Source organism: Runella aurantiaca (assembly GCF_003339505.1).
Classification (GTDB): Bacteria; Bacteroidota; Bacteroidia; order Cytophagales; family Spirosomataceae; genus Runella; species Runella aurantiaca.
Genome location: NZ_QPIW01000002.1, coordinates 240,781 through 266,640 on the forward strand (window position 1 = coordinate 240,781; position 25,860 = coordinate 266,640).

The following is a 25,860-nucleotide window of genomic DNA, read 5'->3' on the forward strand; positions in this document are numbered from 1 at the left end:
TCGATGAAAAAGGAGAGTACGGAAGAACATGATTTATTTAGACAACAACGCTACGACCCGAATAGACCCACGAGTGTTGGAAACAATGATGCCGTTTCTGACCGATAACTTTGCCAATGCGGCTAGTACGCACGCTTTTGGGGTAGGTGCAAGCGAAGCCGTCAAAACTGCCCGTCAACAGTTGGCTGATTTGATAGGGGCCCAAACCCACGAAATCGTGTTTACTTCGGGGGCAACGGAGGCCATCAACTTGGCTATCAAAGGCGTAGCCGAACAATACCAAGCCAAAGGCAAACACATTGTCACGCTACAAACAGAACATTCTGCGGTCTTGGATGTTTGCAAACACCTTGAAACCAAAGGCTTTGAGGTGTCTTATTTGCCAGTACAGCCCAATGGTTTACTCGACCTTGATTTGCTCAAAAATACGCTTCGCAAAGACACGGTTTTGGTGTCGATGATGGCCGTAAATAATGAAATTGGCGTCGTTCAACCTTTAAAAGAAATAGGGCGATTGACTCGTGAAGTTGGCGCGCTGTTTATGACCGATGGCACACAAGCTGTGGGTAAAATGCCGCTGAATGTAGATGAATTGGGTATTGATTTGATGCCTATGTCGGCACATAAATTTTACGGGCCCAAAGGCGTGGGTGCGTTGTTTGTACGGCAGCGACGACCGAATCGCGTCAAACTGGAAGCGCTCCTGCACGGCGGTGGGCACGAAGGCGGCAAACGCTCGGGCACGCTCAACGTGACGGGCATCGTGGGCATGGGCAGGGCGGCAGAACTCGCCCAAAAACAACTGCAATCCGACGCCGAACGCGTAGGGAAACTGCGTGATACGCTCGAAAATGAATTGCTCCAAATTTCGGGAACGCGCATCAACGGCAACCGTGAAAACCGCCTTTACAACGTCACCAATGTACTTTTTGAAGGTTGCGACTCCGACGCGCTCATCATGGGTTTGGAAAACATCGCCGTGTCCAACGGCTCGGCTTGTACTTCGGCCTCTATTGACCCTTCCCACGTTTTGATGGCCTTGGGTATGACCGAAACCGAGGCTTTTTCGTGCATTCGGTTCAGTTTAGGGCGTTTCAATACCGCCGACGAAATCCCGCAGGTGGTAGAAGCGGTAAAGAAAGTCGTGGGGGAGTTGCGGGCGATGAGTGGGGGGTAATAAGAAACTCTCACCTTCTTTCCAAAAGGAATCAGGCAGCCAGAGCTGACTGTGGGGTTTCAACGACAAATAAAGATTCCCCCAAAACACTTTCAATCTTAGCCAATGATCTCAAGGTAAAATTGTGGGTGCCACTTAGCCATTTGCTGATTTCAGGCTCAGTTTTGCCCAGCATCTGCGCCAAATCTTTCTGTTTAAGCCCTTTTTCTTCCAATATGCGTACAATCCGAGTAGCTATTGCCATCGAAAAGTCCACAAACAAGAGCTGTTCTTTAGGCGTCTCCGCCAATAGCTCAGATAGCAGATTGTCAATGTTTTCCTGTTCAAATTGCTTTTTCATACGTTTCTATAGTATAATTTCAAAATTATCGTCTTGTTCTAACTCTTTGTAAAACAGACGTATGTATCCATCTATGATAGCTTCGTCTACTTTCCGGGCCAACCGATTGGCCAGTGTAAAATGCTTCGCGCACAATGGGCAGTCCTGAGCTTTTTGGGTGGTTTTACGGTCACCGTTCAAAAGTATCACTACCGAATCACTCAATCGAATACAGTACAGCCTTACTCCATAATCTTCAATATCAACGTATTGAAAATGAGGCGGAGGCAATGCCGAAGCTGCATTTTCGTGCCGAAAAAAGTGTTTCAATGCGCCGTATTTAGTGCCGATATTTTGAATTATGCGAATGAGTTCACCCAGTTGTCCCAAAGTTTGTTGCTGTGATTTCATTCGTACCAAAAAATCAGCAAACTCGCTGCGGGTGTTTTCTTCGAGCCGGATACTGTAAAAGGTTACTTTCGATAAACGTAAATCCGGGAGTTCGACTAGTTGTGCGTACTTCAACTTAACTTATAAATTAAGTTCAAAGATAAGCATGTTTCAAAACTTCACAAATAACTTTCCAAAAATTATACGGGATTAGCCTATCCTCCTTTGTCACGTAGAGAGCGTCTGGTATCGTTGTGGTAGAAGGCGGCAGGGGGTATAAACGCATCATGTGGAGGTTCGTACCAAAGGCTTTTGGGATAAGCGCAAACCAAAAAGAAGATTGTTATTTCATAGCTTGAACCACTTTTACTGGTCTTTAAGGCTTTCAATAAGGTTCAGAAGTTCGCCTTTCAGTGAAGGAAATTTTTTGATGAGCCTTTTGGCTTGCCTTTGAAAAGGTGAAATGGGTAGTATCTCAAAGCTCATTTAAAAAATCGCTTAGACTAGGTTTGGGTAATTTACCCTTACGTATCCGTTTGACTTCTTCAAATGCTTCGAGCAATTCTTCGCGGTGTAGTTGCTTTGATGTATTGGGCAAATCCAACTTTTTGCGGATGCTTTCCCACTCCTTAATAGGGATAAATACCCCTGTAATATACCCCGTATGGTCGGATAAATAGGGCAAGTTCATGGTACTGGCGTTTTTTGAATGAGTGGTTTCTGTAACGAAGATATATAAAAGCTGATTCTTTCACCAAACCTCCCTCTTGTGTTAAGCCGTAAAGGGTTGAAATCGTTATGGGGGAATACTAGCTTGCGGGATAAACGCAAAGAGCTACGAAATGCCGAAAATTTTAACCTAAATGCCTATTTCTAATCCTCTATAAAGTCTTTTTAAAGGCAAAGGACATTCTTGAATAGCATATAAAATAGCCGTGGCATCGTCGCCGTCGTAGTCACGAACTATCCAGGTATTGTCGGTTTGTTTGGTATAAACCGACACATGTTTAGTGTCTTGGTGTACCAGTACATATTCCTTAAAACTTGGAATCGTACGGTAATATTCATATTTGATGGTTCGGTCGTACTCTTTAGTCGAGTCAGACAACACCTCCACAATGAGTAAGGGATTGGTGATGGTATCCTTACGATTTTGATAAAATTCGGGTTTTTCACAAATGACCACCGCGTCGGGATACACAAACTTGTTGTATTGCTCAATCCTTATTTTGGTGTCACTGTTACTTACAATAAACGCTAATTCATTGCCTTCAACAAAACTATCAATAATAGTGGCTGCTTTTTGAGCTAACCGATTGTGGGGTAGTTGTCCTCCAGCCATTTTTTTGATTAAGCCATTATGGTATTCGTGTTTGTGAATAGATTTATCCTCCGCCCTGAAATAGTCCTCAATAGACACTTTTGGGGTGGGTAGCAGTACTTTTCGACGAATAGGCTTTGTCAGCATGGTTTCCTGATAAGTAGAATCAATTCTCTCACTAATGATAGGGTAAAGATAAATAGAAAAGCACAAAACCCAATAGAGGATAATTGGTGCATCAGCAGAAAATGAGTGCAAAACCCCTCCGCCAAGCCCCATCAAAGGGTCATAAAGTATTCTCCATTGTCACGCTGTGAGCGTCTGAATTTTTGTGGGAAAAGAGTCATGCGTTATAAACGCATAGGTCAGAGGTTCGTCCCGAAGGCTTTTGGAATAAACTTAAACTAACGGGAAGCTTAACTACCTCTTAAACACATTTTTCCGATGCCATTCAAAATTAGCCAACGACGGCCAAAAAACCTTGTCATTTGGCAAGACGATTGTTTTGCCTTCTATTTTTGAAAAACTGTATTCACTTTGAGTGTTTTCTTTAAATGATTGTGAAAGAATGACTTCATAATTCTCATTGACAGAAATTAAGCCTCGGTCAAAAGCGCGATGGAGATTAGGGCAAAGGGCAATGCCATTGTTTAGGGAGTTGTTGAAATCTTTTGAAAAAGGTACAATATGGCAAGCGTCAACCATTGTAATCGTAAACAAAGCCGAAACCCGAAGTTCTGAAATACAACAGGATTCATTGTAAACCTTTACCACTTCTCGCCTGAAAACCGTTCCGCGATTATAAACTTCGATTTGATATGTTTCGGGGTCAAGACGTTTTTTGAGGTTTAGCAACTTGGTTTTGTATTCAGCGGAAGGTTCATAAACTTCGTTCCTTAAATCATCTAAATATCCATCTTCTTGATTTTCAATTGGCTGCGTAGATTTTTGAGGGAAGTACGTTTTTAAAACCATTTGTTTCAGCACATCACGGCTTTCTTTAATCAAAAACAAAGAGGCCAAATTTGGGTCAATTTCAGCATAAGCAACTGCGGCACTCAAATTGCCAAAACTTCGCATGGAGCCTGGGTTTTCAATCCAAATTTCACAACCAACATTAGGAACTAACTGCCACCAATTACCTTTTTCTCCCGACAGGTGATAAAATGGTAAAGCAAAACGTTGGTCATGGTCGGTGTCAACAAGTTGATTCCAAAAAACTGAAAATGAGTGTGTTAGTTCTGGAGTGATGAAGATTTTATTTTTAGAGATTCTGCCTAATTCATATTCATGAATAATGGCAAGAAGTAAAATGGGTTTGTGTGGAGCACCGCCTTTTTTTGAATCACGACGAAGGTGCGTGAAGGCGTGAATGAAATACTCAATTACCCGATTTACTTCCTGCATTATTTTTTCAGTAAGATGTTTTTCTCTATATCACCTGAAACCCATAGGCATACGGATCATCGTCGGGGTCGATGGTGATGGTGTTGAGACCATACACTTTGGCCCAACCTTCCACGCCCGGAATGATGGCGTCGTGGGGGCCTACTTTGGCATAATCTTCGACCGTACCGATGAACTTGCTGCCGATGATACTTTCGTGGATGAACTGGTCGCCTTTTTTCAATTTGCCTTGGGCGGCCCACTGCGCCATGCGCGCCGAGGTGCCCGTGCCGCAGGGCGAGCGGTCAATGGCCTTGTCGCCGTAGAAGACGGCATTGCGGGCCGAAGAGGTAGGGTCAATGACCGCACCCGTCCATTCGATGTGGCTGAGGCCGTTGATGGTGGGGTCGTTGGGGTGAACAAAGGTGTATTTTTCGTTGATGCGTTGGCGCAATACCCGCGCCCAGCCGATGAGTTGCTCGGCTTTGTAATGCTCCAAGCCGGGGAAATTCTCCTGCACATCCACGATGGCGTAGAAATTGCCTCCGTAGGCCACGTCCATTTTGAGCGTGCCGAGGTCGGGGCATTCGGCTTCGATGCCTTCGGCGGCAAGGTAGGAAGGTACGTTGACGAGCTTGACGGATTTGACTTTGTTGCCTTCCTGAACATAACTAATAAGTACCAAACCCGCTGGCGCTTCCATGCGTACAATGCCGGGCGTTTTGGGGCGAATGAGACCATGCTCAATGGCGATGGTGATGGTGCCGATGGTACCGTGGCCGCACATGGGCAGGCAGCCGCTGGTTTCGATAAACAGCACCGCTACGTCGTTTTCGGGGTCGTGGGGCGGGTACAAAATACTGCCCGACATCATGTCGTGGCCGCGCGGCTCAAACATTAGACCTTTGCGAATCCAGTCGTATTCGCGCAGAAAATGCTGGCGTTTTTCGCTCATGTTTTTGCCTTCAAGAATAGGGCCGCCGCCAGCTACGACGCGCACGGGATTGCCGCAGGTGTGGGCATCAATGCAGAAAAAAGTTTTGGATGACACGGGAAAGTATAAATGACGATGTACAATGGTTTATTTTACGATTTTGCGTCAAAACAGGCTAAGCTAATGCTTTTGGGCCTATTTGAACCGACTTTTGAATGATTTCCTCCAGTACCAGAAGGTTGACGTCCGACAATTTGTTGATGTACAGACACGACACGCTGGTTTTGTGTTTGCCCAACCGCTTGAGGTCCTCTTCCAGGTGGTTGATGCCGCAGGTCAGGTAAAGCGTTAGGTTTTGTTTGCGGGGAGAAAAACCCACCAAAAACCAGTCTCCTTCACGACCAGTGGCGTATTTGTAGTGAGTGTCGCCAAAACCGATAATGCTTTCGCCCCACATTCTGGGTTTGCTTCCAGTAGCGCGTTGCATGATTTCTGCAACGATGCGGCTGTCTGTGCGCTGCTGCTCGCGGTCGATGCCGTCAATAAACGCGTCTACGCTTTGGTTGGTAGGTTGGGTTTTGTTTTCAGCCATGAGGTAGGGGGAGTTGAGAGAACCTACCACAAAGTTAAAGAACCCCACCTAAATCCTCCCGTGTAGGGAGGACTTTATTTTAAAACTTCACGGTACCGAACAGGCCCGTGACGGCGTACCATGCCCCAGCCTGTAGGGAGGACTTTATTTTTCAACTGAGTTGAAAGGGCCTAAAAAAAACATCCCCGACACAGGATGCTGGGGATGGTGGCTGACGTTACAAAGTGCTTTTGCTTTTGCCTTCTTTCTTGGCTTTTTTATCAGCTTTTTTTTCTTTGGTGGTTTTTTCTGGCTCTTTTTTCTTTTCCTTGCCGGGTTTATCTTTTGCCATATCGGTAGTTGTTTAAGGGTGAGTAAATAAAGTTAATTATCGGGGAAATAATTCCAAAAACTTTTTTGGAATGGTAGTTTCAAAACGAAGTTTTTCGTGAGTTATTGGATGAACAAAAGCTAAAATCCAAGCGTGTAGGCCCAAGCGCGCAATGGGGTTCGTGACGGCCCCGTATTTTTTGTCACCAACGATAGAATGCCCCAAGTCTTGTAAATGTACCCGAATCTGATTTTTGCGCCCCGTTTCGAGGTTTACTTTTAACAACGAAAAATCGGCGTTTTGTTTCAACACTTCATAATGCGTGATGGCTAATTGCCCCTGAGCGGGGTTTTGACTCGAATACATAATGAGCGCCTTGCTCTCGTTCAGATACGACGTGATGGTGCCCGAAGGCTCTTTGAAAGGCTTTTCGGCCACGGCAATGTAAGTGCGCTCTTTGGTGGTAGGCTCCCAACTTTCCTGCAACAATGCCTTTACCCTTTCGGTTTTGGCAAACACCATCACGCCCGACGTCTCGCGGTCGAGGCGGTGAACGATGAAGATTTTGTTGGCGGGATTCTGCTTCTTGACGTGTGCGCTCAGTGTGTTATAGGCAGTTTGGGAATCTTTATTATTGGCAGAGATGGAAAGGAGCCCTTCCTGTTTTTCAATGACAATCAAATGCGCATCTTCAAACAAAATCGTTAGGCCGCGATACACGCTTTCCTTGGAACCTTGGGTCCAGCGTACTTCAACGCGCTGATTGGGCTGCAACGAATAATTATACTTTGTTTGAACCCGGCCTTCGACCAAAATATGCCGGTCGCGCAGCAGCGTTTTGATGTTGTTGCGGTTTTTATGGGGAAGTTTTGCCAACAGAAAAGCCATCAATTCGGCAGTTTCGGTGACGGTCAATAGGAGCGGCGGTTTCGAGGGTCTTTCTTTGGGCATGTTGGGATAACTTTGTCACTTCTCAATGCTTACAAATAGAATTGTTGAGAAAGTGACAAAGTTATCGGAATTTTTGAGAAAGACAGTTTGTCGAGTAACCCCTCGGACTTTCAGCGTGATTTCAGTTTCTCAAAACCGAAATAGATAACAGCGTTAGCGTTTTGGGAATGTGCTTTTGGTTTTGAGAAACCAAAAGCACTACTCAAAACGTATTGACATTTAACACAACAGTATTGATGCCCGGCGAGAGTCGGAGGGTACCGAAGGAGGTATTTGCTTTGGTTCCGTTGAGCAAAATTGTATCTTCGGGAGAGTACTTTAATGTCAACTCTGCCGATACATTGGCGGGTAATTCAAAGGTGTATTCCTGAAGAACCCTGCTTTTGCGCTGATACGATGCCTTGATAAGTCCCTTCATGGTGGGTACGGTGATTTCGGTAGCAGAAAGCGTGCCTAATTGCGGTTTGATGTTCATGATGCTTCCACCCGCTGTTTTGGGTTGAATACCCCACATATTGCGGGCTACAATATTGGCGGGGGCTGCGCCCCAAGCGTGGTTCCAGTCGAGGTTGGGTTTGTATTTGGTGTCCCAAGCCTCCAGCGTCATGGTTGAGCCGATTTTGATCATGTTCCACCAGCTTCGGTCGTGGGTGGCGGTCATGAGTTGCAAGGCATAATCGGCCTCGTTGGCGTTGTAGAGGGCTTCCAGTAAATATTGCGAGCCATACACGCTGCATGCCATGCCCCGGGATTTGATAAACTTGGCGACTGATTTCTTGTGGCTATCGGGTGTAATGTCAAACGCCAATGCCATCATGTTGGCGTGCAGCGAGGAGTGTTCGGTGCCTTCGCCGTCAACGTACGCCCCCGTTTTTGGGTTAAATAATTTTTCGTTGATGGCATTTTTGGCTTTTATCGCCAAGGTCTGAAATTGTCGCTCATCCTCTGATTTGTGGAGAATACGCGCAAATTCGGCCATGATTTCCATGTTTTTGTAAAAGAAACAGTTCACCATGGTGTTGATGGGCGTAAAAACATAGCCGTCGCGTTCGCCCTCGGCCGTGGCCAATTTCCAACCCGTATCCTTTTGGGCCGGTGGCCAATCGACGATGTCTTTCAGCTGAATTTTAGGGTCTTTAAAGCCCAGTTTTTGCATGAATTCAGGCGTATTTTTGGGCGACGACGAGCTTATCAACCCATCCTCTCGGGCGAGTTCCATGAGGGTTTTGTACTTCAGAGGTTCGTAGTATTTGGCAATGAGCTCGGTATCGCCCGTGTACATGTAATCTTGGTAAAACATCAGCGCCACGTGGAGTTGCCATTCGGTAGGCCAGGTGGGGTGCTCCATAAAATACTCGATGGTTTTGCGGGCAATGCCGTATTCGCGGTCGGTGGCGTAGTGGCTCAGCTGATTGAGGTACGCATCGGCTTCGTACGGGATGCGCTCACGGTCGCCGTCGAGGTAAAATCCTGAAAATGAACTGGCTTTGATGGTGTATTTGCACAGCTCCCAGACCTGATTGAGGGTGGTGTCTGAGCTTTTGAAACGGCTTTGGTCTTCTTCAAAATAACTGAAATACGCCAATTGCGTTAGGTCGTTGGCAGTCAGATTTTCGGTGACATTGTCTATTTCGCAGTACCGAAACGGCAATAAGACGGGAAACGAATCGGGCATTACCACCGCGCCGGCGCTTGATTTGGTGTTTCTTTCGTCGGGTTTGATGTTGAGTCGGTAGGTTTTTTTGCTTTTGGATACCTCCAATTTTACCTCTTGGTACCGAATACTGCCCATGGGTTTGCGGTTTATTTTCCCGTTTTCGAGCTGTTCTCCCAGTCTTACGATGAGGGTTTGGTTCTTTTTGGCGGTGTAATTGAGTTCCAGATTGGCAAAGGCCGCTTTCCCAAAATCAATGAAGTAACTGCCCGGGGCCGTTTTGACGAATTTCGTCGGCTTCTTTTTATCTACCTGAAAAATATTGGTTGTTGAAATTGAATTGTCTGGTGGCCCCACCCGAAACGACTGCGGTTCAGAATAATCGCCCGTGCGATTGTCGGTGTCCCAAATCCTCACTTTCCAAAAGTACTGCACGCCCGTTTGTAGGGGTTTGCCTTGGTAAGCCACATTGGAAGAATGGTTTCCGCGCACTTGTCCCGTGTTCCACACATCGCCGATGTTGTTGTCGATGTTGGCTTTGGAAGAAGCGACCAATAGTTGGTACGACGACTGAAAAACGGCTTCTTTGGGTACCACCCAACCAAATTCGGGCGTAGTATCTTTCAGCAAAACGGTGGCGGGTTGGCGGATAAACTCCACCATCAAGCCCGTCGGTTGGCAGGCATTAGCATCTCGGTGTTGCCGAATGAGTTGTTCGGTTTTTTGCCGCAGGTTGTTCAACACATCTCGGTATTTTTCGTCCCGAACCAAGTTGGTGATTTCGTTGGGGTCGGCTTTGAGGTTGTAGAGTTCTTCGAGGGTTTTGTCGTTGACATAACGAAAATATTTCCACTCGTTGATGCGTACGCCTTCGCTGGGCGGAATGTTTTCAAACTCCCACAAATGTTCAATCAGCACTGTATCGCGCTGCATATTTTGGGCCGTTTGGGCAACCAACGGGAATAAACTTTTTCCGTGATAATTCTTCGGTCGATTTACCCCTGCCATGTCTAAAATCGTGGCAGGCACGTCAATGTTCAACGCCATTTCGTCGCTGTCTAGGTGCTTCCCCTGCCTTGGGTCGTAAATAATCAGCGGAACCCGAATGGAATTGTCGTACATCAGCCACTTGTCGGCCAACTGTCTTTCGCCCAGCATGTAGCCGTTGTCGCCCATCAAAATGATGATGGTATTTTTATCGAGGTTTTTCTTTTTCAGTTCTTCCCGAATTTTGGCAATTTCCAAATCAATCCCCGCAATCATTCGGTAATAGCCCTTGACCATGCGTTGGTATTTTTCGGGCGTATCAAACCGCCACGTCCAGCGCAGGCGACTGAAACCCGCTTTTACTTTTTCAGGTTGTGCGTTAAAGTACTTGTCTTCACCCAAAAGTGGCGGAGCAATGGTTTCATTTTCAAGCCAATGCGCTGTTTGTTCATCGTAAAAATACTGGTCAGGAGCACCGTCATGCGCATGAGGAGCCGAGAAACTCAGCGATAAACAAAAGGGCTTGTCGGTGGGGGCGCTTTCAATAAAATCAATGGCTTTTTGGCCCGTATAGCGGGTTAGGTGGACGGTATCTTTGCCCAAGGTCTTGAAGAAATAGCCCCGTTTGTCGGTGTATCGGTTGTTGCGGTCGTAGTCTTCATACACGTGGAATAATTGGTCTTTTCGGGCATAATTTACCCCAAATTTGCCGTAAAAACCTGTGTAATAGCCCGCCTCTTTCAGTACTTTGGGGTAGGCATTTTCCATGTATTCCTGCTTGATATTGCCAGTCTGAAACGTGTAGCGGTGGGCGCGTTCCTGCATGGCACTCAAAATACTGGCCCTACTGGCGGCACAGATGGGGGTGGTTACCAGTGCTTTCTTAAAATAAACCCCCGTTTGGGCCAATTTATCCATTTCGGGGGTGTGCGCGTACTTATTTCCAGTGTAGCCTAATGCACCCGCTCGGTGGTCGTCGGTCAGGATAAAGATGATGTTGGGCTTGTTGGCGGTGTTTTGGCCTACTGCTTGGTTGAAAAGTGGGAGGAGTGAAGTAAGAAAAAATAGGAGACGTAGGCAATTATCGTGCGCTTTCCGGCTGGAGGCCTTGTAATAGTCGTCGCTCGCGGGACGCGAGCGACTGCGGGAGCTGTTTTGGGACATGACTAAATCGTTTTGGGTTACTCAATAATCGGTTTTCCTTCGTAATTTACTTTTCTGTAAGGCACCGTTTCTGTCTCATCTACTAAGTAATTCCACTGCTTGACATACTCCATGCCGGGCTTAAATTCGTCTTTTCGTTTGCGCAGCTCACCTTTTAAGTCAGCATCCAGTTGAGTCTGAACTTTTTTGTACTCGGCTTTTCCGATTAAATTATTGAGTTGAAGCGGGTCTTTCAGGTTGTCGAACAACAGCCATGGGCCATTCAGGTCGCGGGTGTAGGTGTATTGGTGCGTGAACAAGCCCCGGTATTCTTTGCCGCCCATTTTCCGGGTCCATTGCCCGAAAGGCTGAGTGCAGGAAATCAGCGTATGTTTGACGTTGTCCTTTTTTGTTCCTTTCAACACCCCCGAAAAATCAATGCCTTCCACCGATGCCGGAACGGGAATATTGCACAGGCCCAACAGCGTAGGCATGATGTCGGGGGAGTTTAGCAACGCCTCGGAGGTTTTACCCGTTTTACCAAACAATTTAGGGTAATGAAGCAAAAAAGGTACCTTGATGCTTTCGGCGTAAGGCTGCTGTTTGTTCCATGAACCGTGAGCACCCAATAAATCGCCGTGGTCGGACGAAAACACAATGATGGTATTGTCTTCGATGCCCAAATCTATGAGCGTCTGCCACATTTTTCCGATACAGTCATCAATGGCGGCAATGTGTGAATAATAGCCACGAAGGTCGTTTTTGACCTTTTCGCGTTTCTCCACAGGCACATTTTCGTTGATGATGATGTCTTTGTTTTCAAACATTTTACGGTATTTTTCGGGAGCCGTTTGGTACGGGTCGTGCGGGCTACCGATGGAAATAAACACCATAAAAGGGTTGGTTTCTTTTGACTTAGCGGTCATATAATTACACACATCGTCGGTCTGCGCAATAACATCGTAGCCTTTCCACACCAGTTTTTTATTGGAATCGCCGGCGTAGTAGGCCGAATTGTTGTAATCGTGGGTGCATTCCAAGGCTTTCCAGTACCCAAATCCCTGCTGGCGCGTCGGTGGGATGTAGGTATTTCGGCCGTGCCCGTCGATGTGCCACTTGCCCACAAATCCCGTGGTGTAGCCGTGTTTTTTGTAGACTTTCGCAATTGTCGTGGCGTTGGTGTCCAATAACACATCGTTCATAAAAACGCCGTTGGTGAGTGGGTACTGCCCGGTCATGAGCGAAGCGCGGTGGGGCGTACAAACGGGCGTGCCCGATACGGCATTTTTGACGTTCACGCTTTGGCGTGCCAATCGGTCGAGATTGGGAGCATACACGTTTTTGTCGCCTGCATAACCCGTGGCCTGCGCCCGCCATTGATCCACCAAAATATAGAGAATGTTGGGTTTTTTGGCGGTGTTTTGTGACAAAAGGGTTTGGTTGCTTGTGAGGACAATCAAGGCAATAAAAAACAGATTTATGCTTATTTTTTTCATAAATAGTTTCAGGTAACAGTTAATAAAAAGTAAATCTTCAAATGGAGATTACACAGAGGACCAAAGAGTTTAAAATTGAGAACCACAGAGAAAATATTGATTTTATTTATAATTTCTGTGGTTGTTTGTGATTCGTCAATATCCTGGATTCTGGGTTAACTTATTGATGGAAACCTCATTGACAGGAATCGGCGCAAGTAGTTTATTGGGGGTCAAAGTATAGCCTTCTGGATAAAGAAATGTCTTTTTGGCTTTTTCACGAATGCCGTGGGCGGTCATTACTTCAACGGCCTTGCCGGTACGCTTGAGGTCGTACCAACGTTGGTTCTCAAAACAAAACTCTACCTGACGCTCTTTGGCGATGAGCGTTTTCAGAGCTTCTTTGCCTAGCGCAGCCACCGGGGCGGTGAGACCTGCTCTGGTTCGCACTTGCTGAACGTAAGGAATGGCTTCGCCCGTACGGCTTAGTTCATTGAGCGCTTCGGCGTACATTAACAAGACATCCGAGTAACGTAACACAGGAAAATTGTCACCACAACGGTCGTCAGGCGCAGAAATAGGCGCTTTGTATTTGGCACAATAGGCGATAGGACGCACGACGTTATCCCAATCTAAGCCATTCCAAAAGCCAATCGAAACGGCTTTGCGGGTATCTCCTGCCTCAAAAGCGTTGATCAAATCGTCGGTAGGTTGATTCCACCCCGCTCCTACGATGTTGATATTGGGGCGATTCGTCACGGCTCCTCCCGAAGTATGAGGGGCAAACAGAAAGATGAATCGGTTGGCGAGTTCAGCACTGTTTTCTGAATACTGAACCGCAAATATGGTTTCTTTAAAGTCCTTTTTAGAAGGGTTGAAAACATCAGCGTAATTGGGTAAAAGGGCGTATTTACCCGAATTAATGACGGTTTTCAAGGTTTGTTCGGCTTCGGCATATTTACCAAGGGTAAGATACACTTTGCCCAACAGCGACAGGGCCGACATTTCGTTGGCCCGGCCTGCTTCTTCCACATCCTTGGCTTTGGCAAAACGCTCGGCCGCCTGTTTTAAATCATTGATAATACTATCATAGACCTGCGCTTCCGTTGAGCGTTTGATGTCCACTGCTTCTTGCGAAGTGGTGGGGGCTAAAACCAAAGGCACGCCGCCAAACTGTCGAACAAGATTAAAATAGTATAACGACCGTAAAAAGAGGGCTTCGCTGGCACAACGTTCTTTGAAAGACAATTTAGACCAATTGACACCTTCCCGGTCCAATTCACTCAGCAATTTATTGCAACGCGTAATCCCGTTGTATGAGAGGTTCCAAAAGTTAGCAAAAGCAATATTGTCACCCACCAAAATGAATTGGTCAATGACTCCCCTTGAGGCTTCTCCAGTTCGGACGTTGTTTTGAAAACTTGCATTGTCGGAGATTAACTCTGCCAAAATCCAGTGGTTATTTTTTTCATTATCCCGCAACGGAACGTAACAGCCGTTGGCCAAGAGGGTATATTCTACCTCTGTTTGGTAAAAATTCCCTTCGTTAAGGGTTGATTTTGGATACAGTTCCAGAAACTTGTTGGTGCAGCCCGTCAAAAGAGACAGCGTCAGCACATATATGATTTTTTTCATGTTGAAAGTCGTTTTTTAGAAGGATAAATTCAGACCCACTGAAGTAGTCCGCGAAAGTGGATAGGAGGAAATATCAAAACCCGGAGAGAGCGTATTGTTAATGTCTCGGGACTGTGCTTCGGGATTGGCGCCTGTATAGTTGGTAAACATGGCCAAGTTTTGTACCGTAAAATAAAAACGGCAACTGTTGATAAAACCCGTTTTTTTGACCAAGCCCTCGGGCAGCGAATACCCCAACGAAAGGTTAGAGACGCGCAGGAAAGAAGCATCTTCTACCCAGCGGCTGTTGACCCGGTGGCCCCAACTCGGCGTTAATTTAGGCACGCCGTATAGTGTTCCGTCGCCAGGGTTTTCGGCACTTCTCCAACGGTTTACAAACTCTTTATTTACGTTGAAAAAACCTTGCAGGTTATCGGTTGACTGCCGCAATCCGTTCATTACTTGGCCTCCCTTTTGGCCGTTCATGATGACTCCCAAGGTAAATCTTTTATAAGAGAAGTTGTTTGAGAAGCCAAAAATGAAGTCGGGATGAGGATTGCCGAGCATGGTATAGTCCAAAAAGTCGTTGATAACACCGTCGCCGTTGATATCCTTGTATTTAGAATTACCTTCATATACCTGTGCGGTTTTGATGATATTGGGATTGGCGATGTCTTCGGCGGTATAAACGCCGTCGGCAATAAACCCGAAAAATTGACCGATGGGCTTTCCTACCACCGTAATGTGCGTTGGATTGTTGTCGTTGTTGCCTGACAAAATCCGGTCCCCGTTTTCATTGAGAGAAAGTACTTTGTTACGATTGAAGGCGACATTTAAATTAAAATCCCAGTTTAACGCTCCTTTTATCGGGGTTCCTCCGAGTGAAATTTCGATGCCTCGATTTCGTACATTTCCTTTGTTAACAATCTGCGAGTTGAAACCCGTAATGGCGGGGATGACGTCGTTGAGCAGCATGTTTTTACTTTCTTTGTTGTACAAATCCACAATCAACGAAAGGCGGTTGTTGAAAAATTCAGCATCCAACCCCACATCAATCTGTTGGGATTCTTCCCACGTCAAAAAAGGATTGGATAACCCGACAAAAGATGCCGAAACCTGGGTGTTTCCGAAGACATACGCGCCGGGGTTGATGGCGGCTAAGTGTGAATAATTCCCAATGTTGTTATTGCCGCTTCTACCATAACTGGCCCTTAACTTCAGGTTGTTCAGTACTTTGTTGTCTTTCAAAAAATCTTCTTCTGAAATACGCCAAGCGGCAGCGATAGAAGGGAAGGTAGCATACCTGTTTTTTGCGCCAAAACGAGAAGAACCATCGGAACGGAAAGTGGCCGTGAATAAATATTTATCGTCGAAAGAATAATTGAGTCGTCCGAGGTAAGAAATAATGCTCCATTCCTGTTGATTTTCTCCCCAAGTTCCGATGGCCTGTGCCGCGTTGATGGTCTGAATCAGGTCGTTAGGGTAAGGGCTGGCGTTGAGGTTGATGGCATTGGAGCGATCTTTCTGCGTAGTATAACCTAACAGGGCGTTCAGCCGATGTTTCTGAAACGTTTTGTTATAAGTAAGTGTGTTTTCGAGCAACCAGTTGAAACTGTCGCCCCGCGAATTGCTCGAGCGCCCCGTTCCGGCTACGGGTGGAATATTGGACGCACCTACGGTACTCGGCGTGAATTGGTTGAATTTGGAAGTGGCCCAAATTGTATTGAGCGACGATTTGGCTCTTAAGTCGGGCGTAATCTCCCATTCCAAATAGGCCGAACCGAGATTCTGAAATTGCTGCTGTAATTGGGTCGTTTCTCTCAACACAAAAAGGGGATTGGCAAAACTCCACGCTGAGTGGTATTTGCTTTGCGGAGAGCGAATATAGGGGATAAGCTGCCCGTTGGCATCGTACGGACTCATGACTGGGTTTGCCCAGTTGGCTACCCCAATCACGTCTTCACGACTTGAGTTGGTATTGGTCCGATTTTGATTGATAAGCGTGGGTTGCAGCGATACTCCTACGGTAACCTGCTTGCTCAAATTGGACTCAATTCCCAGATTGGCACTGAACCGCTCGACGCCCGTGTACCGCAAAACGCCTTCCTGTTTGTAATAGCCCAGACTGAAATTCATGCGGGAATCTTGCGTACCTTTTTGAATACTGACGGTATGGTCTTGAATCGGGGCAGTTTGTAATAATAAATCATACCAATCGGTGCCATCACCTACCAGCGAACTTGGATTTTGATATTCAACGGGGTAGTCGTTGATGGTAGCCGCCCTGTTTTCAGCACGTCGAACGGCAATGTCAATTTTATTGCGCTGCAAATCAGCAAATTCCTGCTGATTCATCAAGTTAGGTCTGCCTTTTTGGGGAACTTGCTGGACTCCTCTCATGGAAGATACGTTGACTTGAAGGCGGTTGTATTGGCCTTTTTTGGTCGTAATCATGATTACCCCGTTAGCGCCGCGCGAGCCGTAAATGGCCGTAGAGGAAGCATCTTTCAAGATGGAGATGGACTCAATGTCATTGGGATTAATGAGCAGAAGAGGGTTAAAATTTTGATTCAATCCTGCGGCATAAGGCATTCCATCCACCACGTACAAGGGCTCATTTCCCGCACCCAGTGAGCCACTTCCCCGGATTCTGACGGAAGTACCCCCACCTGGCGCGCCCGATAGTTGCTGTATTTGAACACCGGCTACCTGCCCAATCATTTTTTGATCAATGGTCGATACGGGCAAGTCTTTAATGGTGGTTTGATTAATGGTGGCGACCGAGCCTGTCACATCCTTGGCGCGTTGGGTACCATAACCCACCACCACTACCTCGCCCAATGCCTTGGTATCCGTTTTCAGACTGATATTGATTTGGGTACGGCTTCCCACCACAATTTCCTGCGGTTCGTAGCCTACAAAACTGAATACCAATACGGCGTTATTGTCAGGTACGGCGAGCGAAAACTCTCCGTTGGCGTTGGTGGATGTACCTTTCTGGGTTCCTTTCAACAAAATACTCACGCCCGGCAGCCCTTCGTTTTTCTCAGCGTCGGTTACTTTGCCTTTGATGACCTGTTCCTGAGGTTCGATGGCGTTTGGGACGGGAACGTATATTTCGTCGATGGAGGCTGATTTTTCGGGTAGTTTTTTGCGTAATAAAATGCGCGTTCCGACCACTTCGTACGAAATATTGAGGGGTGTAAGCAACTCTCGCAATACTTCGGAAAGCTTGTTGGTCATACTCAATGACACTTTTTGGTCGGACCGGATAGCATTGGGACTGTAGACAAACTTGATATTTGCCTGTTTCTCAATCGTACTAAAAACCCGCTTGATTTCGACCGATTCGATTTTGAGCGAAACGGAGGTGTTGAGCACTTCTTGGGCTTTTGTGTCGCGGGCACTGGCTAATCCGCAAAAAGCGACCAGCAGCAGAAATTGGGTAACCGTCATTCTCATCGCTTTGAGTAAGAACGCTTTGGTTCGTACATTTTTTTGCATAATTTTAACATGTTTTTGGTTTGAAAAGGGCAAAAACTCCCCCGCAAGGCCGTGTTTCATGCACGCATGAATCATTGCCAACCGAACGTCCATTCGGCTGCGGGTCACTCCAAGCCGATAATGCTCGCAACATTGTCGGCTTTTTTGGTACTCACTCCTAATTTACTTACACCCTTCCCCAATAATAAAAATGCTCGTGCCGCGTTGCTCAAAAGAGGCATTGACCGATTTACAAATCAAATCAAGCTGCGTACGCAGGGGAAGTTCATTCAAATCGGCCGTGAATACGCATTGGTTCAGCATCTGGTTTTCTATGATAATCTGAAGTCCATAGGCATTTTCCAGTTTTTTAAGCACGTTGGGTAATGGGGTTTCATCAAAAATAAAGGTGGTGGGATGCGTCGGAGGCTGAATCACAACGGGTTTTTCTATGATGCTCGGGGTCAGTTTTCGAGAAATTTTGTCAAAGATGATTTTCTGATTGGGCGTTAAAATGAGACCGTTACGTTGTTGGGTCGGTTTGGAAGAGTTTTCGTAGACCGATACGCGTCCTGTGGCCACCAACACTTCAATAGATTGGGCATCTTCGTAGGATTTGACCGTAAAACTGGTTCCTAAAACCTCCGTCACCAGCTCGCCGGCATGAACGACAAAGGGCTTGGTAGGGTCACGTTTGACGTTGAAAAAAGCTTCCCCTTTTAAAAATACACTGCGGCTTTGCTTACCAAAATGCTCCGGATAGGTCACACTGCTGTTGGCTTTCAAAATCACCACGCTCCCGTCTTCCAAGTGGATTTGTCGCGGATTGGTTGCCGTATTTTTGACCTCAATGCCGTGAGGAGTTTGGAGGGTGTGAGTGATAGGACTTTTGTTAAAGTTAGTTTGCTGAGAAAGAAACCATCCACCGCCCAAAACGATGGCAACGGAAGCTGCAACCGCCCATTGAAACCACGGCGTTTTATGGAGAGGTCTTATGGTTGCTTCCTCAAAAACGGCCTCTGTGATGCGTTGCCAAAGGCGTTTTTTGACGCTCACCTGTTCGGGCTCACTCAGGAGTAATACGTTGGTTTTGAGCGTATTTTCCTGCCATTCATGTACCAGTTTTTCTTCTTCGGGGCTGCAATCGCCCGCGAGGTATTTTTCCAGTAATTGATTAAATTCGTATTGGTTCATCGGTTAGTTTATTATGAAGAAATGGGTGGATATTAATTGTCAGAATGATAGGCTTTCAGCTGCTCTTTTAAGACTTTGAGCGATTTGGTGATGTGATATTCCACCGCTTTTTCCGACAGATTTAACTGCTGTGCAATGGCTTTGACGGATTGGTTTTCAAATCGGCTCATCTTGAATATCTCGACACTTTTTTCGGGCAATTTCTTCATTGCTTCTTCCACAGCTTTCGATAAATCGGCAAACTGAACGCTTTCATCGGTGACGTAGGATTGGTGTATTTCGTTGAAAATCAGATACTCTTGAAATTTTCGCTGCGTAATCTGCGACTTGACGTAGTTGGTGGCCAGATACTTGATTGATACCACCAAATAAGCACTCAGATGTCGGATGATGCTCTCTTGGCGCTTATGCCAAATCCGCTCAAACAGGTCTTGCACCAATTCTTCGGCTTCTTCACGGGTTCCCGTTTCGTGGTATGCAATGCCCAATAGCTTATACCAATAGCGGTTATAGATTTCTTCGAAAGCGGCTTGGTCGTCACTTTTTAGAAAATCAACCAATTGCTCATCTGTCAGGTTGCGGTGCTTCATCTTAAAATACGGTCGTACATGTATAGTCAATTAGCTAACCAAAATCCCTAAATGATTTTAAAAATTCTTTAAATAATTTCATATTTTTATTGAAAACAGGGATTTTCTAACCAAAAAAGCGCCTTCGTTCAATCAAAGGCGCTTTGGTGAAAAAGATAAAGGTGTGTCAGGATTCTCAAATCCTGACGCACACTTGATTAAAATCCCGATAATGCCGATTTTTTATAACTGAGAACGTATTTTCCCGAACCTACCACCACCGTGTTCCGCTCACGGCGATTTATCCATTTGGACTTTACGGCCGTGGCGATAAGGGCTTTTCCATTAAAAATAATGTTGTTTGTTGGCGTTGGCGGCAGACAAATGGTTGCAGTTGTGTTGACTGGCACCTCAAGAGTCATCGTAATGATGTCTCCCTTTTTTTGCCAAGCCGAAGTTATCGTGCCGTTGATGGAACGGTGTGCGGCTTTTAATGAATTGATATTGGTATTCATAAGTTCGGGTTGAATAACGAAGTTTTTGAAGCCAGGCGAGGTCTCTTTGATGCCCGCCATGTTTTCAAACATCCATTCACAAATTGACCCGAACGCGTAGTGGTTGAACGAATTCATGCCTGCTGGAAAGCCGCCTTCACGCGTAAAACTGTTCCAACGTTCCCAAATCGTATTGGCCCCGTTGGCAATTTCAAAACCCCACGACGGATATTCTTTTTGAAACAACAATTTGTAGGCTGTTTCACTGTTTCCCGTGGTCGAAAGTGCGGGCAGCATGGGCCGAACGCCCAAGAAGCCGGTGGTCAGTTTATTGTCGTTTTTTACTACCAATTCGTTCAGCCATTTGGCAGCTTTCAGCGTATGGGTACTGTCCAAAAGATTCATAAAAATGGCGTTGGCGTAGGCCGTTTGGGTGTGGCCTTCAAAACCCATTTCTCCGTCAACGTAGCCTTTTCCATTGCCGTAGGCGGCAGCGTTGCAGATAAATTTGCCTTCGGCGTTGGTATAATGTTTGAGGAATGCCGCTTTCACTTTGGCGAATACTTCTTTGAAATGAGCGGCTTCTTTTTCGTCAGCGATGGCGGTGGCCATTTCCTGCATCAAGCTGGCCGAATACGCGTAATACATCGTAGCCAGCATATCGGGTGGTGTTTTTTTGCCCACGCTCAGCCAATCGCCAAACCCGCCTTTAGGGTCCACTTCGGCAAAGGCTGTTTCTTTGAACACGTACTCGCCTTTGCTTTTTGTTTCCAGAAACTGCATAAATTTCTTCATCTCGGTCCAATGTGCTTTGATGATTTTGGTATCACCATACGACCTGAAAATTTGGTACGGATAAATAATCCCCGCTTCCATCCAACCCGGCGAATAGGTATCCGTAACGCGTACCGACGGAGCCGGCGCGTAGACGGGATAGGCGCCATTGGCGAGTTGGGCATCGTTCAAATCCACCACCCATTTGGTGCCAAAGGCTGCAATATCGTTGTTGAGCGTCGCACTTTTGACGTAGGCCTGCGCATCGCCCGTCCAGCCCAAACGCTCGTCGCGTTGCGGACAGTCGGTCGGAACTTCCAGATAATTAGACTGTTGTGTCCAGATGATGTTGTGATACAGTTGGTTGACAAAAGCGTTGTCCGTTTCAAATGTCCCCGCTTTGGGCGTCGCCGACGACAACACAATGCCCAGAATATCCTGCATTCCCGGCGCATATTTCAAGCCTTCGATTTGCACATACTGAAAACCGTGATAGGTAAAATGCGGCTCGTAGATTTCGCCGTTGGGGTCGCCTTTGGCAATGTACAGGTCGGTCCCCCGCGCTTTGCGCAGGTTTTCGGTCATGAGTTTGCCGTCGGGATAGAGCATTTCACCAAATCTGAAAAGAATAGAATCGCCTTTGGCGGCTTTGAAGCGGATGCGAATCAGACCCGCGAAGTTTTGACCCATATCGACTAAATAGGCATTGGGGCCCATTTGCTTAAGGGTTTTTGGCGTTAGCCTGGCCACTTCCCGCACCGGGTCACCGGGATAAACTTGGAGTAGGCGGTCGGTTTTCTCCGCAACGGTCATGACTTTTTTCCACGCCGCCTCATTGTAGCCGGGTTGATTCCAGCCCGTCAGTTCTTTGTTGGCGTCGTAGACTTCCCCGTTCAAAATGTCGGATTCTACGATGGGGCCGTAATTTGCTTTCCACGTATTGTTGGTAGCAATTATTTCCTTTTGGCCGTTGGTATATTCAATTTCCAATTGTGCTTTCAGGGCCGGTACGTCGCCGTAAAAGTTTTTTACGACGGGATTTCTGACCAATAATGCGTAGCCCAAATACCCGGCATACCAACCGTACGAAATCATGGAACCCAAGGCATTTTTGCCGGGGTGCAGTTCTTTAGTTACGTCAAAGGTTTGATAATAAAGACGTTTGTTGTAATCGGTCCAGCCGGGAGTGAGGTAATCTCTCCCGATTTTCTTGCCATTTATTTGAAATTCATACAAACCCAAAGCTGTCACGTACAACCTTGCTTTTTTTACAACACCTTTTATTTCGACGTCTTTTCTTAGATAGGGAGCTGGCGGCAAATGATATTCTTTGCCTTTGCCTAACTGATTCAGATTGAGCCCGATGAAGTCGGCTTCCCAGTCGGTTTTTTGGAGCAGTCCCATTTCCCACATAGCGGGAGCACTCCACGGCCCAGGCTGGTTTTTCTTGTCCCAACTGCGGACTTTCCAGTAACAAATTTGTCGTGATTCCAACGCTTTGCCCCCGTATTCGATTTGCGAAGTAGCGTCGCCAGCCACTTTTTTCGTATCCCAAAAGTCTGCTTTTCCTTCCTCAAGTTGGGTAATAGAAGACGCCACCAGAATTTGATAGCCTGTTTGGTATTGACTATTTACCGCAGAGGTCAATTCCCAACTCAAACGTGGATGAGCCACGTCGGTGACGGGGTTGATTTTGTATTCAGAACGCAGGTAAGTGGCTTTTAAATCGCTTTGGGCAGATACGTAAAGAGAGAAAAAAAAGAACAATAATTGGAGATAAAGCTTCTGAATCATACCAGTTTTGGGGATGTTAGGATGTGTAGTATGAGGCAAATAACCGTGAAATGCCCGCAAAAACTATCCTTTACCAACCTACCTTTTATCCAAAAAAATCATTTTTTGTTCCTGTTGATAGCCTGACTCAGCAGAAAACAAAAAAATCCCCAGCAATACGCTGGGGATTGGATAAATAGTAAGCGTCGTTTTTTAGCCAATCGCCTCATTGAGGTCTGGTAAACCGCCAAAGCGTTTCAGCGTATCTACGTGCGATTGTAGCGCGCTCCAAAACGTTGGATTTTCCATGTAAACCAGCCCAAAATCTTCGGCTGTTTGTTTGACGATAGGTGCGATATTGGGATAATGGACGTGGCAGATTTTGGGGAAAAGGTGGTGCTCAATCTGGAAATTCAAACCACCTACGTACCACGACAGCCACTTATTGCGTGGCGAAAAATTGACCGTTGTTTCTAGCTGGTGAATGGCCCAATCTTTGTTCACAATACCTGTCTCGGGAATCATCGGGTGGGATGTTCCTTCTACGGTATGCGCCAACTGAAAAATAATCGTCAACACCTGTCCAGCAGTGAAGTGCATGACCAGAAAACCAATGATAACTTCTGAAAAAGGAATTGAAAAAACCACCACTGGGAGCACCAAAAAGATGGTGAGATAGGTCGATTTGACAACAATCAAATTAAGCAGCGTCATGGCGTTTTGGGCTTTGGTCTGCTTATTGACGCCGTTGCGGATGTACGAAACAAATTGGATAAAATCTTTCAAAAGTACCCAATACAGGGTGAGAATTCCGTAGAAAAAGAAAGCATAGATCCATTGAAAGCGGTGTACTTTTTTGATTTCAGCGTGGGGAGAAAGTTTGACAATACCACGGTCGCGGATGTCTTCGTCCATCGGTACAATATTGGTGTACGTGTGGTGAAGTACGTTGTGTTGTAATTTCCAATTCAGAACGCCTGCTCCGGCCAAGTAGATAGAATAACCCAGCCATTTGTTGACCCATGTACGGTCAGAATAGGCACCGTGATTGGCATCGTGCATGATGCTCATTCCAATGCCCGATATACCAAATCCCATAATAATCCAGAGCGGTATGCTTGCGGCGAGTGAAGGCTGAAAAGCGAGAATACAGATAAAAGGAAGAATGTAGGCGCTCAATAAAACGACCGTTTTGACGATCATCGTTCGGTTGGCGTGCTTTGGGATATTGTTTTCCTTAAAATAGGCGTCTACTCTTTTTTTTAGGGTTGGGAAAAATTGACTTTTTTCTTGGGCAACAAATTTTACGTTTTCTTTAAGTTTCATTAAAATTAAAGGTTAGATAGGCTAAATGTACGAAGCGAAAAATCAAGAAAAGAGGAACTTTTACGTCCCATTTCTGTTCAGAGAACCGCTTCATCTTAAAAAATAAAAAAGTTGGATTTATAATTATAGATTCAGAAAAAAAATATGGTACAAAACCATAATGACTATCAAATTTACTTAGCAATTCTGTAGTTAGGTGTTACAAATATACTGAAAGTCATGCAGATTGGTAGTAAAAGAATTTTTCTGAACAAAGCAGCAGGACAAACAAAGCTTAGAACTCTCAAATCGCCACTTTATTTCCGCAAATAAGTTTTGGGCAATGCTCAGTTGGGCTTGCGTTTGTCTAGTTTTCACCATATATAACGTACAAAACAATGTTTAATTACAGATTTTCAATTTAATTGGGGGTGTCTGCCATCTTTGTTATATGCTGCAAATATGCTTGTGTGTGTATATCCCAAAATGAACGCTTAATAAATAATAAACAGATTGTACTTCTTTTTGTTTGTGCAATCCAGCCTTTCGTTTATTATTGTAAAAAAACCTGCCAGATCTTTGATCGTCAGGACTCAACGTTAGAGGTGAAATTTCACAACTGTTTCTGCTTGACGCGGTTATAATGTGCCTGTTCATGTCTACAAAAGAGCTGTAATGGTGGAGTCGCCGCATAGAACCCCGCCTATACAGCATATAAAAACGGAATCGTAGTTGAACAGATTTTAATTTTAGTATGGAAAATGAACCAGTATGGATACTGATTACAGAATTGTTGGAGAGCGGATGGGAATATTCTGTTGAGCTTGGCAGGATAGGAAATAAAGATACATGGATACTCAAAAACAAGGAAAAAGAAGTGGTCGCTTATCAAATAGCTGAACCAGAAAAAGCCCCGTTTTATAATGTGTACTGCTTAGTGGAATACGAATCTGAAAATGGAAAGGAATCATCAAGCCCTGAGATAATCGCTTTTTTGTTAAAGGGGAGCTAAATCAGGATAGGAGTAGTTGCTCAACTTTTTCGCCTGATTTTCCAACATCCATCCTGCTTTGTTTGGGTTCAAGGCTGTAAGGGAAAATTTAGTAAAATCAATTGGCAGCCATAGCTATTTGGCAGCCAATTGATTATGTGAAGAATTATTCGGTAAGTTATAAACTGAATTGAGATTGTTTTGGCGGTTATGGGTGTTTTCCCACCAACTATCACCTACCTACTGACCTTGCTCGAAAGCAAACTCGCCGAAAGTTCATCCAAATACAAACTGCAATTGGGGTGTTTTTGTAAAATACTCGCAGGGTAGAGGTTGCTTACTTCATGTTCCAAACAATCTTTGACGGCCTGCGCCTTTCGTAAATCAGGTACGGAGCAAATGAGGTGCGCGGTTTTCATGATTTGTTTTACCGACATACTGATGGCCTGTTTGGGTACATCGTCCAAAGTCGGAAACCATCCTTCATTCATCTGCTGACGGCGGCAGGGCTCATCAAGATTCACGACGATGTACGGATTTTCGGTGTCAAAATCAGCCGGAGGGTCGTTGAAAGCCAAGTGCCCGTTTTCACCGATGCCGACCAACGCCACGTCGATGGGAAATTGCGCGATCAACGCGCCCAATCGTGCGCATTCTTCTTCGGGATCTCCTTCACCGTCAATCAAATGGCTCGCTTTCAGCGGTGGCACCTGTTCCAAGAAACGCTCTTTCAAGTATTTTCGAAAACTAGCGGGATGCGATAGCGGCAGGCCGATGTATTCGTCCAAGTGAAACATCGTGACTTGACTCCAATCAATGGCCGTGTCGGCAATAAGCGCCTGTAACGTACCGAACTGACTCGCACCAGTAGCTAAAATAACGTTGGCAAATCCTTTTGCGGCAATGGCGTTACGGACCAATTCGGCGGCTTTTTGTCCGGAAATTTCGCCTAAATCAGCGGCGTTTTTAGAAAGATGGATGTTCATAAATAAGAAAAAACGAAAAAAGAAGTAAGGAGATAGTT

19 protein-coding genes are annotated in these 25,860 nt (G+C 45.8%); 2 read left to right on the forward strand and 17 right to left on the reverse strand.

Features of this window, described 5'->3' with window-relative positions; translation table 11 throughout:
• Nucleotides 1-28: 28 nt before the first annotated feature.
• On the forward strand, nt 29-1,177 hold the full coding sequence (locus DVG78_RS04225) for a cysteine desulfurase family protein (protein WP_114459811.1): 1,149 nt from the start codon (nt 29-31) through the stop codon (nt 1,175-1,177).
• Between the two features lie 31 nt (nt 1,178-1,208).
• Here DVG78_RS04225 and DVG78_RS04230 read toward each other — a convergent pair whose 3' ends face one another.
• From DVG78_RS04230 to DVG78_RS04305, 16 genes are all read right to left on the reverse strand, one after another.
• Nucleotides 1,209-1,517 carry a helix-turn-helix domain-containing protein gene (locus DVG78_RS04230; RefSeq protein WP_199563191.1) on the reverse strand — a complete coding sequence of 103 codons (309 nt, stop codon included), beginning with the start codon at nt 1,515-1,517 and terminating at the stop codon, nt 1,209-1,211.
• A 6-nt stretch (nt 1,518-1,523) separates the two neighbouring features.
• A complete protein-coding gene (locus DVG78_RS04235; protein WP_114459812.1) occupies nt 1,524-2,021 on the reverse strand; it encodes a hypothetical protein in 498 nt (165 codons plus the stop codon).
• Between the two features lie 340 nt (nt 2,022-2,361).
• Nucleotides 2,362-2,577, reverse strand: a complete 216-nt coding sequence (locus DVG78_RS04240) for a hypothetical protein (protein ID WP_114459813.1) — start codon at nt 2,575-2,577, stop codon at nt 2,362-2,364.
• A 168-nt stretch (nt 2,578-2,745) separates the two neighbouring features.
• On the reverse strand, nt 2,746-3,354 hold the full coding sequence (locus DVG78_RS04245; RefSeq protein WP_158549963.1) for a Uma2 family endonuclease: 609 nt from the start codon (nt 3,352-3,354) through the stop codon (nt 2,746-2,748).
• A 273-nt stretch (nt 3,355-3,627) separates the two neighbouring features.
• Nucleotides 3,628-4,614 carry an HNH endonuclease gene (locus tag DVG78_RS04250; RefSeq protein WP_114459815.1) on the reverse strand — a complete coding sequence of 329 codons (987 nt, stop codon included), beginning with the start codon at nt 4,612-4,614 and terminating at the stop codon, nt 3,628-3,630.
• Nucleotides 4,615-4,639: 25 nt separating this feature from the next.
• Nucleotides 4,640-5,644 (reverse strand): 4-hydroxyproline epimerase, encoded by a 1,005-nt coding sequence (locus DVG78_RS04255; RefSeq protein WP_114459816.1) that lies wholly within the window; start codon nt 5,642-5,644, stop codon nt 4,640-4,642.
• A 58-nt stretch (nt 5,645-5,702) separates the two neighbouring features.
• Nucleotides 5,703-6,119, reverse strand: a complete 417-nt coding sequence (locus DVG78_RS04260; protein WP_114459817.1) for a DUF1801 domain-containing protein — start codon at nt 6,117-6,119, stop codon at nt 5,703-5,705.
• Between the two features lie 367 nt (nt 6,120-6,486).
• Nucleotides 6,487-7,380, reverse strand: coding sequence for an RluA family pseudouridine synthase (locus DVG78_RS04265; RefSeq protein WP_114459818.1), 894 nt, complete (start codon nt 7,378-7,380; stop codon nt 6,487-6,489).
• Between the two features lie 202 nt (nt 7,381-7,582).
• Complete coding sequence (locus tag DVG78_RS04270) at nt 7,583-11,185, reverse strand: family 78 glycoside hydrolase catalytic domain (protein ID WP_114459819.1); 3,603 nt, start codon at nt 11,183-11,185, stop codon at nt 7,583-7,585.
• A 17-nt stretch (nt 11,186-11,202) separates the two neighbouring features.
• On the reverse strand, nt 11,203-12,660 hold the full coding sequence (locus tag DVG78_RS04275; protein WP_229598129.1) for a sulfatase family protein: 1,458 nt from the start codon (nt 12,658-12,660) through the stop codon (nt 11,203-11,205).
• Nucleotides 12,661-12,795: 135 nt separating this feature from the next.
• A complete protein-coding gene (locus DVG78_RS04280) occupies nt 12,796-14,274 on the reverse strand; it encodes a RagB/SusD family nutrient uptake outer membrane protein (RefSeq protein WP_114459820.1) in 1,479 nt (492 codons plus the stop codon).
• A 15-nt stretch (nt 14,275-14,289) separates the two neighbouring features.
• Complete coding sequence (locus DVG78_RS04285; protein WP_114460039.1) at nt 14,290-17,757, reverse strand: TonB-dependent receptor; 3,468 nt, start codon at nt 17,755-17,757, stop codon at nt 14,290-14,292.
• A gap of 162 nt (nt 17,758-17,919) precedes the next feature.
• A complete protein-coding gene (locus tag DVG78_RS04290; protein ID WP_114459821.1) occupies nt 17,920-18,930 on the reverse strand; it encodes a FecR family protein in 1,011 nt (336 codons plus the stop codon).
• A 32-nt stretch (nt 18,931-18,962) separates the two neighbouring features.
• Nucleotides 18,963-19,520, reverse strand: a complete 558-nt coding sequence (locus tag DVG78_RS04295; protein ID WP_114459822.1) for an RNA polymerase sigma factor — start codon at nt 19,518-19,520, stop codon at nt 18,963-18,965.
• Nucleotides 19,521-19,717: 197 nt separating this feature from the next.
• Complete coding sequence (locus tag DVG78_RS04300) at nt 19,718-22,561, reverse strand: family 78 glycoside hydrolase catalytic domain (protein ID WP_114460040.1); 2,844 nt, start codon at nt 22,559-22,561, stop codon at nt 19,718-19,720.
• A 192-nt stretch (nt 22,562-22,753) separates the two neighbouring features.
• Complete coding sequence (locus tag DVG78_RS04305) at nt 22,754-23,866, reverse strand: fatty acid desaturase family protein (protein ID WP_114459823.1); 1,113 nt, start codon at nt 23,864-23,866, stop codon at nt 22,754-22,756.
• A gap of 733 nt (nt 23,867-24,599) precedes the next feature.
• Between DVG78_RS04305 and DVG78_RS04310 the strand changes: the two genes are divergently transcribed.
• Nucleotides 24,600-24,857: a hypothetical protein gene (locus DVG78_RS04310; RefSeq protein WP_114459824.1), complete on the forward strand. Its 258-nt coding sequence runs from the start codon at nt 24,600-24,602 to the stop codon at nt 24,855-24,857.
• Nucleotides 24,858-25,072: 215 nt separating this feature from the next.
• Here the strand turns inward: DVG78_RS04310 and DVG78_RS04315 are convergent, their stop codons facing one another.
• Nucleotides 25,073-25,822 (reverse strand): glucosamine-6-phosphate deaminase, encoded by a 750-nt coding sequence (locus tag DVG78_RS04315; RefSeq protein ID WP_114459825.1) that lies wholly within the window; start codon nt 25,820-25,822, stop codon nt 25,073-25,075.
• Between the last annotated feature and the right edge of the window lie 38 nt (nt 25,823-25,860).